The sequence below is a fragment of the Enterobacter sp. ECC-175 genome (genome assembly GCF_043968675.1).
In the GTDB taxonomy this organism is placed as follows: Bacteria; Pseudomonadota; Gammaproteobacteria; order Enterobacterales; family Enterobacteriaceae; genus Enterobacter.
The window spans coordinates 2,306,161-2,318,613 of sequence record NZ_CP143776.1 but is presented as its reverse complement, the minus strand read 5'-3'; the positions used below and the strand labels follow the sequence as shown (position 1 = coordinate 2,318,613).

Annotated in this window: 15 protein-coding genes; 6 read left to right on the top strand and 9 right to left on the bottom strand. The window is 59.6% G+C overall.

Going from position 1 to position 12,453, the window contains the following annotated elements:
* Positions 1-3: 3 nt before the first annotated feature.
* The 5 genes from V1599_RS10925 to flgB are packed head-to-tail and all read right to left on the bottom strand — an operon-like array spanning position 4 to position 3,603.
* Positions 4-759, bottom strand: a complete 756-nt coding sequence (locus V1599_RS10925) for a flagellar basal body rod protein FlgF (protein ID WP_395300014.1) — start codon at positions 757-759, stop codon at positions 4-6.
* Positions 760-779: 20 nt separating this feature from the next.
* Positions 780-2,030 (bottom strand): flagellar hook protein FlgE, encoded by a 1,251-nt coding sequence (gene flgE / locus V1599_RS10920; protein WP_297118030.1) that lies wholly within the window; start codon positions 2,028-2,030, stop codon positions 780-782.
* Positions 2,031-2,056: 26 nt separating this feature from the next.
* Positions 2,057-2,767 (bottom strand): flagellar hook assembly protein FlgD, encoded by a 711-nt coding sequence (gene flgD, locus V1599_RS10915; protein WP_112009335.1) that lies wholly within the window; start codon positions 2,765-2,767, stop codon positions 2,057-2,059.
* A gap of 11 nt (positions 2,768-2,778) precedes the next feature.
* Entirely contained in the window at positions 2,779-3,183 is a 405-nt protein-coding gene (gene flgC / locus V1599_RS10910; RefSeq protein WP_025755830.1) for a flagellar basal body rod protein FlgC, read from the bottom strand.
* 3 nt (positions 3,184-3,186) lie between these two features.
* The gene (gene flgB / locus V1599_RS10905) at positions 3,187-3,603 is read right to left on the bottom strand and encodes a flagellar basal body rod protein FlgB (protein ID WP_112009334.1); all 417 of its coding nucleotides are present in this window, start codon (positions 3,601-3,603) and stop codon (positions 3,187-3,189) included.
* Positions 3,604-3,760: 157 nt separating this feature from the next.
* Between flgB and flgA the strand changes: the two genes are divergently transcribed.
* From flgA to flgN, 3 genes are all read left to right on the top strand, one after another.
* A complete protein-coding gene (gene flgA, locus V1599_RS10900) occupies positions 3,761-4,420 on the top strand; it encodes a flagellar basal body P-ring formation chaperone FlgA (protein ID WP_112009333.1) in 660 nt (219 codons plus the stop codon).
* Positions 4,421-4,513: 93 nt separating this feature from the next.
* The gene (gene flgM / locus V1599_RS10895; protein ID WP_112009332.1) at positions 4,514-4,807 is read left to right on the top strand and encodes a flagellar biosynthesis anti-sigma factor FlgM; all 294 of its coding nucleotides are present in this window, start codon (positions 4,514-4,516) and stop codon (positions 4,805-4,807) included.
* A gap of 4 nt (positions 4,808-4,811) precedes the next feature.
* A complete protein-coding gene (gene flgN / locus V1599_RS10890; RefSeq protein ID WP_112009331.1) occupies positions 4,812-5,237 on the top strand; it encodes a flagella biosynthesis chaperone FlgN in 426 nt (141 codons plus the stop codon).
* Positions 5,238-5,294: 57 nt separating this feature from the next.
* On the opposite strand, the gene murJ is transcribed toward flgN, so the two are convergent.
* The 4 genes from murJ to rimJ form a co-directional block, all read right to left on the bottom strand.
* Positions 5,295-6,830, bottom strand: a complete 1,536-nt coding sequence (gene murJ, locus V1599_RS10885; protein ID WP_297118043.1) for a murein biosynthesis integral membrane protein MurJ — start codon at positions 6,828-6,830, stop codon at positions 5,295-5,297.
* Between the two features lie 110 nt (positions 6,831-6,940).
* Positions 6,941-7,864, bottom strand: a complete 924-nt coding sequence (locus V1599_RS10880; protein ID WP_112009330.1) for a Gfo/Idh/MocA family protein — start codon at positions 7,862-7,864, stop codon at positions 6,941-6,943.
* Between the two features lie 2 nt (positions 7,865-7,866).
* On the bottom strand, positions 7,867-8,517 hold the full coding sequence (locus V1599_RS10875; RefSeq protein WP_112009329.1) for a YceH family protein: 651 nt from the start codon (positions 8,515-8,517) through the stop codon (positions 7,867-7,869).
* 9 nt (positions 8,518-8,526) lie between these two features.
* Positions 8,527-9,111: a ribosomal protein S5-alanine N-acetyltransferase gene (gene rimJ / locus V1599_RS10870; protein WP_112009328.1), complete on the bottom strand. Its 585-nt coding sequence runs from the start codon at positions 9,109-9,111 to the stop codon at positions 8,527-8,529.
* Positions 9,112-9,347: 236 nt separating this feature from the next.
* Here rimJ and mdtH point away from each other — a divergent pair, with 236 nt between their 5' ends.
* The 3 genes from mdtH to pyrC all read left to right on the top strand — a co-directional run bounded on the left by mdtH (position 9,348) and on the right by pyrC (position 12,413).
* Entirely contained in the window at positions 9,348-10,556 is a 1,209-nt protein-coding gene (gene mdtH, locus V1599_RS10865) for a multidrug efflux MFS transporter MdtH (RefSeq protein ID WP_112009327.1), read from the top strand.
* A 123-nt stretch (positions 10,557-10,679) separates the two neighbouring features.
* Positions 10,680-11,240: a lipoprotein gene (locus V1599_RS10860; RefSeq protein WP_112009326.1), complete on the top strand. Its 561-nt coding sequence runs from the start codon at positions 10,680-10,682 to the stop codon at positions 11,238-11,240.
* A 126-nt stretch (positions 11,241-11,366) separates the two neighbouring features.
* Entirely contained in the window at positions 11,367-12,413 is a 1,047-nt protein-coding gene (gene pyrC / locus V1599_RS10855; protein WP_395300013.1) for a dihydroorotase, read from the top strand.
* The last annotated feature ends 40 nt before the right edge of the window (positions 12,414-12,453 follow it).

The following is a 12,453-nucleotide window of genomic DNA, read 5'->3' as shown; positions in this document are numbered from 1 at the left end:
CTGTTAACCCATAGCCAGAAGTTGGTTGGCTTTGCTTTCGTTTTCGTCCACGCCGCTAATCACCTTCATCTGCATTTCGAAACGGCGGGCGCTGGCGATCATGTCGCTCATGGCCGCGACCGGCTTGACGTTGCTGCCTTCCAGCACGCCGGACATCACGCGGATGGTCGGATCGGCCTGAAGAACCGGACCGCGCGTGGCCTGGGCCGCCGGCGTCAGACGGAACATGCCGTCATCACCGCGCAGCACGTCCCGGCCTTCCGCCTTCACCAGCTTGATCCGGCCAACCGGAGCGACGGTATTCGCCGGATCGCCCGGGTTCAGCGCCGAGATAGTCCCGTCCGCCGCGATGGTCAGCTCTGAGCCTTCCGGCACGGTGAGCGGACCCGCTTCGCCCATCACCGGGTGACCCTGAATGGTCAATTGCCCGGTCGCGCTGACCTGGATGTTACCGTTGCGGGTGTAACCTTCGCTGCCGTCCGCGGTTTGCACCGCCAGCCAGCCGTCCTGCTGAAGCGCCACGTCCAGCGGGCGCGAGGTGTAATCCATCTGGCCCGGCGTCATGTCTGCGCCCGGCGTAGAGGCCGTTACCAGCGTACGCGTCGGAAGCGAAAGCCCTTCAACCGGCACCGCGCGCAGCGCGTTCAGCTGCGCGCGAAAGCCTGGCGTAGAGGCGTTTGCCAGGTTGCTGGCGGTAACGGCCTGCTGATTGAGCGTCTGGCTTGCCGCGCCCATCGCCGTGTATATTGCGTGATCCATAGCGCTTTCCCGTCAGCCTGTTAACGCAGGTTAACCAGCGTGTTGAGGATCTGGTCCTGGGTTTTGATGGTCTGCGCGTTGGACTGGTAGTTACGCTGCGCGACGATCATGTTGACCAGCTCTTTGCTCAGATCCACGTTGGAGGCTTCCAGCGCGCCGTTGGTCAGCTTGCCGAAGTTACCGGTGCCCGCGGTGCCCAGCAGCGCCACGCCGGAAGACTGGGTCGCAGACCAGACGTTATCGCCTTCGGACTGCAGGCCTTCGTTGTTGGCAAAGTTCGCCAGCACGATCTGCCCCAGCACTTGGGTCTGCTCGTTGGAGTAGTTACCAACCACGGTACCGTCGTCGTTGATCTGGTAGCTCACCAGGTCGCCCGGCTTGAAGCCGTTCTGGTTGGTGGCAACAATGTTGTTCGCGCCGGTGTTCTGCTGCATGGAGTTCTGGAAGCTCAGGGAGAACTGCGCAGGCGTCGCGCCGCTGATGGAACCGGTGGTGATATCGATAGCCGGGGTGGCGTTAGGCGTTGTGCTCAGCACGCCCGCGGCATTGTAGTTGTAAACGCCCGCCAGGTTGCCGTTATTGTCGAAGCTCATCTGCGCCGCTTTCTTGGCGGCTGAACCCGCTACGCTGCCGTCCTGGGTGTAGAGATCCCACTTGTTGTCCGCCGTTTTAACGTAGTAGACGTACATGTTGTGGGCGTTACCCTGGCTGTCGAAGACGGTCACGGTCCCTTTTTTGTTGTAGGTGTCCGGGTTGGCCGCATCAAACGGATCGGTCTGCGCGGCGTCCGTGGAGTTCAGGTTGATCTGCTGCGTCGCCGTGGTGGTGGATTTCGCCGCCATCAGGGTGTTCGGGATGGTGATCGCCTGCGGGTTTGCGCCGGTCTGCACCGTTGGCGGCGTACCGGCAACCGGATAACCGGTCAGCTGCATGCCCTGCATGTTCACCAGCGTGCGGTTTTCATCCAGCTTGAACTGGCCGTTACGGCTGTAGAACACGGAGCCGTTCGAATCTACCATGCGGAAGAAACCGTTCTGGCTGATCGCCACGTCCAGGCCGCGGCCGGTATTGGTGGTGGTACCGTCGGTGAAGTCCTGGGTGATCCCGGCGACTTTAACGCCCAGGCCCACTTTGGAACCGGCAAACATGTCTGCGAAAGACGCCGTACCGGATTTGAAACCGTAGGTCGCGGAGTTGGCGATGTTGTTGCCAATGACGTCCAGGTTGGTGGCCGCAGCATTCAGGCCGCTGACCGCTTGAGAAAAGGCCATGACTTACTCCTGATAAGTGTTAAGGCTTAGATAATCTGCCGAACTTCGTCGAGCGTGGTGGTACCGGAAGTACCCAGATCCAGTTTGTTGCCGTCGCTGCCCTTAATGACGCCCTGCACCAGCGCGAACTGCAGCGGCTGCGCCACCAGCTGGGTGGCACCATTGCTGGCGTTGATCGCCACCTTGTAGGAACCATTCGGCGCCGTGGTGCCGTCCGTCAGGCTGCCATCCCAGGTGAAGGTATGAACGCCCGCCTTCAGCGCGCCGATCTCGATCGTGCGCACCACCGTGCCGTTGGCATCGGTGATAGTCGCCGTCACCTTGTCCGCCGGCTGCTGCAGCTCAACGCCAAACGGCGTGGTCGTGGTCGTCGTCGTGCCGTCCGTGGTGCTGCTGCCCGCCAGAATGGTGGTGCCCGGGATCATCACGCCGTGTCCAATCAGGTTTGCGGCCTGCAGGGACTGGCTGTTGTCGATCTGGCCCGAGACGGAGCCGAGCGTGGTATTGAGCTTCTCGATGCCGCTGACGGTACTGATCTGCGCAAGCTGCGTGGTCAGTTCGTTGTTCTGCATCGGGTTGGTCGGGTCCTGGTTTTTGAGCTGCGCAACCAGCAGCGTCAGAAAGCTGCTCTGCAGATCGTTGGCGCTGCTTCCGGTGAGGGATTTGCTGCCGGAAGCGCTGCTCGCGCCACTGACGCCCGAGTTTGTGGGGTCATTAAGATTTACGGCGATGGACATGCTTGTCTCCTTTACTGGCCGAGAGTGAGCGTTTTGAGCATCATGCTCTTCACGGTATTGAGCACTTCGACGTTGGCCTGGTAGCTGCGCGAGGCGGACATGGAGTTCACCATTTCCCCCACGACGTCCACGTTTGGCATTTTCACGTAGCCGTTGGCGTCAGCGAGAGGATTGCCGGGCTCGTACACCAGCCTGTCGGGGGCCTGGCTTTCCACCACGTCAGCGACTTTTACGCCGCCCGTTGCCGCGCCCGGCGCAGCATCAACCTGAAAGACCACCTGCTTCGCGCGGTACGGCTGGCCGTCCGGCCCGGTGACGCTGTCGGCGTTCGCCAGGTTACTGGCCGCCACGTTCAGGCGTTTCGACTGCGCCGTGAGCGCCGAACCGGCGATATCAAAAATATTCAGCAAGGCCATTTATCAGTTGCCCCCCTGCAGGACGTTCATCATGCCTTTGATTTGCCCGCCGAGAACGGTCAGGCCCATCTGGTACTTGAGGCTGTTATCGGCGAACTGCGTGCGCTCCCGGTCCATGTCCACGGTGTTACCGTCGAGAGAGGGCTGGTCGGGAATGCGGTACAGTAAATCCGCCGCCGGTGTGGTCATCGCCTGAGCGGGAATATGGCGAGAAGAGGTCAGCGCAAGCGCTACGCCCGTCCCTTCAGCGCGCCCGCGCTCCATCACTTTTTTAAGCTCACTGGAAAAATCAATATCGCGCGCCTGAAACCCGGGGGTGTCCGCGTTCGCGATATTCGCGGCTAAAATCTCCTGCCGCTGGGCGCGCAAGTTGAGCGCTTCCTGCTGAAAACGTAGCGCGGCGTCGAGTTTATCGAGCATGTCTCCTCCGCTGATGGCAAAATTTCAGTTCACAGCTTAAATCTCAAGGCACCCCCCCTATCGAAGGAATAAGGGCAAAATGCGTCGCTATTTGTTGCGTTGATGCAAAACCACTGCAGGTAGAATTTGCTCAACTCAGGAAACGGTGGAACTTGCGATGCGGACGTTAAAACGAGGCCTGGCGGCGGCCTTGATGCTTTTAAGCCCCCTTGTGCAGGCTGACGATCTTAGTAGCCAGCTGACCGCGTTTTTTACGCAGCAGCTGGCAGGCTTTAGCGATGAAGTCGTGATTAACGTGCGCACGCCGCCCAACCTGCTTCCCTCCTGCGAAGCGCCGTCCTTTAGCGTGACCGGCAGCGCCCGCCTGTGGGGCAATGTGAACGTGCTGGCGCGCTGTCCCGGCGAGAAGCGCTATTTACAGGTTGCCGTTCAGGCGACGGGGAATTATGTTGTTGCCGCCCAGCCGATCGCGCGCGGCAGCGTGCTGCAGGCCAGCAGCGTAACGCTCAAGCGTGGCCGTCTGGATCAGCTTCCGCCAAAAACGATGCTGGACATCAGCCAGGCACAGGAAGCCGTGACCCTGCGCGACGTGGCGCCGGGCCAGCCGATTCAGCTCTTTATGCTGCGTCAGGCGTGGCGGGTGAAAGCCGGGCAGCGCGTGATGGTGGTGGCCAACGGCGACGGCTTTAGCATCAACAGTGAAGGCAAGGCGCTAAACAATGCTGCCGTGGCGCAAAACGCCCGCGTCAGGATGTCTTCCGGCCAGGTGGTGAGCGGCACCGTCGATACCGATGGGAATATTCTGATTAACCTATAATCTTTTTAAAGATTTCGCGGCGACTGCCGATAAATATTCAACGAATGATGAGAGCAGGCGCCATCGCCGCGAACCCTCGATGAGGACAACCCTATGAGCATTGATCGTACATCAGCCCTGAAGCCGGTTAGCACTGTACAACCTCGCGAAACAAGCGACGCGACGCCGCAGAAGACGCGTCTGGAAAAAACGTCGACGGCCAACAGCACCAGCGTCACCCTGAGCGATGCGCAGTCAAAACTGATGCAGCCAGGCGGCAGCGATATCAACATGGAACGTGTTGAAACGCTGAAAACCGCGATCCGCAACGGCGAACTGAAGATGGATACCAGCAAAATTGCTGATGCGCTGATTCAGGAAGCACAGAGTTTCTTACAGAGTAACTAACCGTATGAGTCGACTGTCAGAAATACTGGATCAGATGACGGTTGTCCTGAACGACCTGAAAACGGTAATGGACGCAGAGCAGCAGCATCTCTCCTCCGGTCAGATCAACGGCAGCGCGCTGCAGCGCATCACGGAAGATAAAAGCTCGCTGCTGGCGACGCTGGACTATCTGGAACAGCAGCGCCGCGCGGAGCAAGATTCGACGCGCAGCGCCAACGATGAGATCGTTGAGCGCTGGCAAACGATTACGGAAAAAACCCAGCATCTTCGCCATCTCAACCAGCACAACGGCTGGCTGCTGGAGGGACAGATCGAGCGTAATCAGCAGGCTCTGGAGGTGTTAAAGCCCCATAAAGAGCCCGGCCTGTACGGTGCGGATGGTCAAACATCGCCGTCGCGGCTGAACGGTGGGAAAAAGATTTCGATTTGACGCCTGCGCGGCAGGTCATGCAGCGGGGAGCCCCCTTTGGGAGCTCCCCTTTTCTGTTTACGCCGTTCGGCGGGCAAACTCTTTCACTTTGAACCCCAGTACCGCCAGGGTCGCAAAGTACGCCACAACGCCCACCACCACTACGGCAAACAGACGCACCAGGCGGTAAGGCATCGTGCCGATGGACCAGTCCGGCATTACGTACAGCATGCCAACGAGCGCCGCCGACATCACTACCACGGCAATCACTAAACGCACCAGGAAACGCGTCCAGCCCGGCTGCGGCGTAAAGATATCCTGCTTGCGCAGCTGCCAGTAAAGCAGCGAGGCGTTGAGGCAGGCCCCCAGACCAATCGACAGCGACAGGCCGGCGTGCCTGAGCGGGCCGATAAACGCCAGGTTCATCAGCTGCGTCATTACCAGCGTGACGATGGCAATTTTGACCGGCGTTTTGATGTCCTGACGGGAGTAGAAGCCCGGCGCCAGCACCTTCACGACGATCAGCCCCATCAGCCCGACGGAATAGGCCACCAGCGCGCGCTGGGTCATCGCGGCATCGAACGCGGTAAATTTACCGTACTGGAACAGCGATACGGTCAGCGGCTTCGCCAGAATCCCCAGCGCCACCGCGCTCGGCAGCGCCAGCAGAAAGCAGAGGCGCAGCCCCCAGTCCATCAGGCGACAATACTCGTCGTGGTTGCCGCTGGCGAAGCTTTTCGACAGCGACGGCAGCAGAATGGTGCCCAGCGCCACGCCCAGCACGCCGGACGGAAACTCCATCAGGCGATCGGCGTAGTACATCCAGGAGACCGAGCCGGAGACGAGGAATGAGGCGAAGATGGTGTTGATGATCAGCGATATCTGGCTGACGGACACGCCCAGAATCGCCGGGCCCATCTGCCTGATGACCCGCATCGCCCCGGCATCGCGGAAGCTAATGCGCGGCAGCACCAGCATGCCAATCTTTTTCAGGTGGGGGAGCTGATAGGCAAGCTGCAGCACGCCGCCGACGGTGACGGCCCAGGCCAGCGCCAGAATCGGCGGGTTGAAGTGCGGCGCGGCGAACAGCGCAAAGCCGATCATACTGACGTTCAGCAGCGTTGGCGCAAAGGCCGGTACGGAAAAGCGGTTCCAGGTATTGAGGATCGCCCCCACCAGCGAGGCCAGGGAAATCAGCAGAATATAGGGGAACGTAATGCGCAGAAGCTGCGAGGTCAGCGCGAATTTATCCGCGGTGTCGGCGAAGCCCGGCGCGGTGACCATGATCACCCACGGTGCGGCCAGCATCCCCAGCACGGTCACTACCGCCAGCGCCAGCGTCAGCAGCCCCGATACGTAGGAGACAAACACGCGGGTTGCCTCTTCGCCCTGCTTGCTTTTGTACTCCGCGAGGATCGGCACAAACGCCTGCGAGAATGCCCCTTCGGCAAAAATACGGCGCAGCAGATTCGGCAGCTTGAACGCCACGAAAAAGGCATCCGTTGCCATTCCGGCACCAAAAATCCTTGCCACAATCGCGTCTCGCGCAAAGCCAAGCACGCGAGAGAACATGGTCATCGAGCTGACGGCAGCCAGCGATTTTAATAAGTTCATTAACGTGAATTTCCACAACCACACGGCAAAACGCCTGCAGTGCAGGCGTTGAAGAAGCGCTTAGTCTACCCGGATTTTAACGAATTACTATCCGCAGATGTTACAGCGGGTTATTCACTCATGGCGTCGCGCCAGAGCTTTTCCACGACGCGCTGGGCCGCAATCGCCTGCTCTCCGGAGGTTTCCGGAACCGTCTGATTCTGCACGCAGGTGATAAAGTGGCGAGCGCAGCCCGCGAAGCCGCGCTGCTCCAGCGTGCTCTGCCAGCCGGGAACCGGAAGCGCTACGACGCCGCCGCCCTTCTCCTCCCGCCATTCGCGCATGTCGGTGACGTCATACAGCGCGCCGTCCGTCACCGCCTGAACGGATTCCCGCTGGCTGCCGGCGCGGCGGTGCATGCTGGTGGTAATCTGCACGTGGTCGGCCGCAAAATGGTGCTCGGCGTAGACCATTTGCCCTTCATCATTCGTCAGCAGCGTGCCGCTCTTGAGCGGCGCGCTGCCTCCTGCAAGCCACAGCGCCGTGTCCACCACGTGAAGGTAGTCGTCCAGCAGGGTGAAGCGCAGGTCGTTCGGCCCAACGCTGTCGGTACGGTGCTTATCCATGCGCAGGGATGCAAAACGCCCTGACTGCGCCTTCAGCTGCTGGTAGAGCGGCGCAAACCTGCGGTTAAAGCCGACCATCAGCGTCAAATTCTTACGTGCCGCCAGCTCGATCAGGCGTTCGGCGTCCTGCACGCTCTCCGCCAGCGGCTTGTCGACGCAGACGTGAACGCCCGCGTTCAATAGCTCGCTCACCACCTGAAAGTGCGTCGGCGTAGAGGTATGCACGAACACCGCGTCGCAGTCGCGGGCCAGATCCTGCAGCGAGTTCGCATACGGCATTCGCCAGGTTTCGCAGATCCGCTCCGCCTTCTCGCGCGTGGGCGACCATGCGCCCTGCAGCGTCCAGTCCGCCGCCGCGCCTAACACCGGAAGCCAGGCCTTTTGCGCAATGCCGCCTAGTCCGACTACACCTACCCGTAATTTTGCCACCGTTAATCTCCCAAATGTGCCAGCAACGCGTCCAGACGCTGCTTCAGACCGGCGACTTCGTTTTCCAGCGCGTCTACGCGCGCCGCCAGGCTAGCGTCACTCTCTTTACTATCGGCAATAAACGCGATCTCTGAAGCATCCGTTTCGTCGTTGAACAGATGGCGGTAGCGGCTTTCGCGCTTGCCGGGCTCGCGCGCAAGGCGCAGCACGTAGGGGCCATCCTCGCGGGAGGCCAGCCCTTCCAGCGTCGCCTCCACTTCCTGCACGTCACGAAACTCGTGCATGCGGGACGCGCGGGAGCGAAGTTCGCCCGGAGTCTGCGCGCCGCGCAGCAGCAGCGTGGCGACAATCGCCACTTCGGCGGGGCTCAGCTTCAGGTCGCCAAATTCCGAGTTGCAGAAGCGCTGCTCATATTTCGTCACGCGGTTACCGAACCCGCTGACGGTGCGAAGGTAATGGCGCTTTACCAGCGCGTCCAGAATGTCCTGCACGTCGTGCTCGCTCAGGTTCATGACCGGATCGCGGTTGGTCTTCTGGTTACAGGCCATCGTCACGGCGTTGACGGAGAGCGGATACTGCTCCGGCGTGGTGATCTGCTTTTCCAGCAGGCAGCCAATCACGCGGGCTTCTGTCCCGCTTAACTGATATTTCATCTTTTCTCCTTAGCGACCTGCGCTCCATTCCCGAGTGGTTAATGCCGTCAGCACGTGGTCGCGCCATTCCCCATCAATCAGCAGATAGTCTTTGGCGTAACCCTCTTTTTCAAAACCCAGACGCGCCAGCAGATCCCCGCTGCGCTTATTGTGCGGCATGTAATTCGCCATGATGCGGTGGATATGCTGGGTACGCTGCATATAGCGAATCGCCGCCGTCAGCGCCTCGAACATCAGCCCCTGCCCTTGCCACTTCTGGCCGATGGAATAGCCCAGATAACAGGCGTGAAAGGACCCGCGCACCACGTTAGAAAAATTGGCGATGCCGAGGATCTCTTTTTCGTCAGGATCCAGCAGCGCAAAATAGAAGGCGCTGCCCTGCTTATGAAATTCGGCGATCATGCTGAGGCGCGCCTGCCAGCCGGAGGGGTAGCAGTGGCTTTCATCCCGAACGGGTTCCCAGGGCTTCAAAAACTGGCGATTCTCGGCGTAATAATCCGCCAGCCGCCAGGCATCACGCTCGTGCACCAGACGGACAACCAGCCTGTCCGTCGTCAGACGCACTTTTGGCACATTGCTGCGATAGCCAAACATCGATACCACTCCTTCCCGTCACGTCGACTCTACCCATTATCTTTACTATACCTGTGCCTGAGCCTTCTGTGAAAACAGTGACATACCATTTTCACCTGTTTTCACATTTTTCGATGAGAACTCTCTATCAAAGCACTCTTTTGATAAAAAAATATTGTCGCCGACGGGGGTGGGAAAAGGCGTGGCAACGCCGCAGAATATTAGCGTGCTCACCGTCTCTTTTCCCTGGAGGGGAAATGTCCCGCGTATCGCAGGCCAGGAACCTGGGTAAATACTTCCTTCTCGTCGATAACATGCTGGTCGTGCTCGGCTTTTTTGTCGTTTTTCCGCTTATCTCGATTCGCTTTGTCGATCAGATGGGCTGGGCGGCACTCGTGGTTGGCATTGCGCTGGGGCTACGCCAGCTCGTCCAGCAGGGGCTGGGCGTATTTGGGGGCGCCATCGCCGATCGCTTTGGCGCCAAGCCGATGATCGTCACCGGCATGCTGCTGCGGGCCGCGGGGTTTGCCACCATGGCGATTGCCCACGAGCCCTGGCTGCTGTGGTTCTCCTGCTTCCTTTCAGGCATTGGCGGCACGCTTTTTGACCCGCCGCGCACCGCGCTGGTGGTGAAGCTGATTCGCCCCCAGCATCGCGGCCGCTTTTTCTCCCTTTTGATGATGCAGGACAGCGCCGGGGCGGTGATTGGCGCCCTGCTCGGCAGCTGGCTGCTGCAATACGACTTTCGTCTGGTCTGCGCCACCGGGGCCGTGCTCTTTATTCTGTGTGCGCTGTTTAACGGGCTCTATTTACCCGCGTGGAAGCTGTCGACGGTAAAAACGCCCGTCCGTGAAGGCCTCGGGCGCGTGCTGAGCGACAGGCGCTTCGTGACCTATGTCCTGACGCTGACGGGCTACTACATGCTGGCGGTACAGGTGATGCTGATGCTGCCGATCATGGTCAACGACATCGCGGGCACGCCCGCCGCGGTGAAGTGGATGTACGCCATAGAGGCGTGCCTGTCGCTCACGCTGCTCTACCCTATCGCCCGCTGGAGCGAGCGGCGCTTTCGTCTTGAGCACCGCCTGATGGCTGGCCTGCTGCTGATGACAGTGAGCATGATGCCGATTGGCCTTGTCGGCTCGCTGCAGCAGCTGTTTACCCTGATTTGCACGTTCTACATTGGCTCTATCATCGCCGAACCGGCCCGCGAAACGCTGGGCGCTTCGCTTGCCGACGCCCGTGCCCGGGGCAGCTACATGGGCTTTAGCCGTCTGGGCCTGGCCTTCGGCGGCGCGCTGGGCTACGCCGGGGGAGGCTGGCTGTTTGACGCAGGAAAAGCGTTAAGCCAGCCGGAGCTGCCGTGGATGATGCTGGGCGTTGTCGGGTTTATCACGCTCTTTGCCCTGTGGTGGCAGTTTAGCCAAAAGCGCAGCGCCAGCGGCATGCTGGAGCCTGGCGCCTGATTTCTCCCTACGGCGGGAACCCTTTCCGCCGTCATAATCATTTTTTTCTGCTGGTTTCCGCTAATTCAGGCTGACATACTGACGCGACAGGACAGAAGCGCCGATTTTATGTTGAGGAACGCCATGAAGAAAATCGTCATTGCCGCTGCGCTCGTCGTCAGCGGCCTGCTGGTGGGATGTAACCAGCTTACGCAGTACACCGTCAGCGAGCAGGAAATTAATCAGGCGCTTGAAAAACGCAATAACTTCTCGAAGGACATCGGCGTGCCGGGGCTTGCCGACGCCCATATCGTGCTTAGCAACCTGACCAGCCAGATTGGCCGCGAGGAGCCGAACAAGGTCACCCTCTCCGGCGATGCGAATCTGGATATGACCTCGCTGTTCGGCAATCAGAAAGCAAATATTAAGCTGAAGCTCAAGGCGCTGCCGGTATTCAATAAAGAGAAAGGCGCGATCTATTTGCAGGAAATGGAAGTGGTTGACGCCGTCGTGACGCCGGACAAAATGAAGCCGGTGCTCCAAACCCTGATGCCCTATCTCAACCAGTCGCTGCAAAACTACTTTAACCAGCAGCCCGCTTACGTCCTGAGCGAGGACAACAGCAAGGGCGAGGCGCTGGCGAAAAAGTATGCCAAGGGAATCGAGGTGAAGCCGGGAGAAATCATTATTCCTTTCACCGATTAACCCAGGGGGCGCACGAGCGCCCTTTTTTTTACGGAAACAAGTGCAAACGAAAACGTTTCCGCTTATGATTTGTGTCCGGCAAAAACAGCTATCCTAATGACTGATTCCACTCAAGCCGGAGCTTCCATGACTGCACAATCCCAGGTTCTTAAAATCCGCCGCCCTGACGACTGGCATATCCATCTGCGCGATGGTGACATGCTGAAAACCGTCGTGCCGTATACCAGCGAACATTATGGCCGCGCGATTGTTATGCCAAACCTGGTCCCGCCAGTCACCACCGTCGAGGCCGCTATCACCTATCGTCAGCGTATTCTGGATGCCGTTCCCGCCGGGCACGATTTTACTCCGCTGATGACCTGCTACCTGACCGATTCGCTCGACCCAAACGAAGTTGAGCGCGGATTCAACGAGGGCGTATTTACCGCCGCCAAGCTCTATCCGGCGAATGCCACCACCAACTCCAGCCACGGCGTGACCAGCATCGATGCCATCATGCCGGTGCTGGAAAGAATGCAAAAGCTAGGGATGCCGCTGCTGGTGCATGGTGAAGTGACGCACGCGGAAATTGATATCTTCGACCGCGAAGCCCGCTTTATCGATACCGTGATGGAGCCGCTGCGCCAGCGTCTTCCCGCGCTGAAGGTGGTCTTTGAACACATCACCACCAAAGACGCGGCCGAATACGTGCGCGACGGCAACGAGCTGATCGCCGCCACCATCACCCCTCAGCACCTGATGTTTAACCGCAACCATATGCTGGTCGGCGGCGTGCGCCCTCACCTGTACTGCCTGCCCATTCTGAAGCGCAACATTCACCAGCAGGCGCTGCGCGAGCTGGTTGCCAGCGGCTTCTCTCGCGCGTTTTTGGGTACGGACTCCGCGCCGCACGCGCGCCATCGCAAAGAGGCAAGCTGCGGCTGCGCGGGCTGCTTTAACGCCCCTACGGCGCTGGCGAGCTATGCCACGGTGTTTGAAGAGATGGATGCCCTGCAGCATTTTGAAGCGTTTTGCTCCCTCAACGGCCCGCGCTTCTACGGCCTGCCGGTCAACGAAACCTTCGTCGAGCTGGAGCGTAAAGAGAGCCAGGTCGAGGCGTCTATTCCGCTGACCGACGACACGCTCATCCCGTTCCTGGCGGGAGAAACGGTCGCCTGGACGGTAAAACGCTAAAAAACAGTGCCCCTTGTTGTCAAATCGATAATTTACCTGT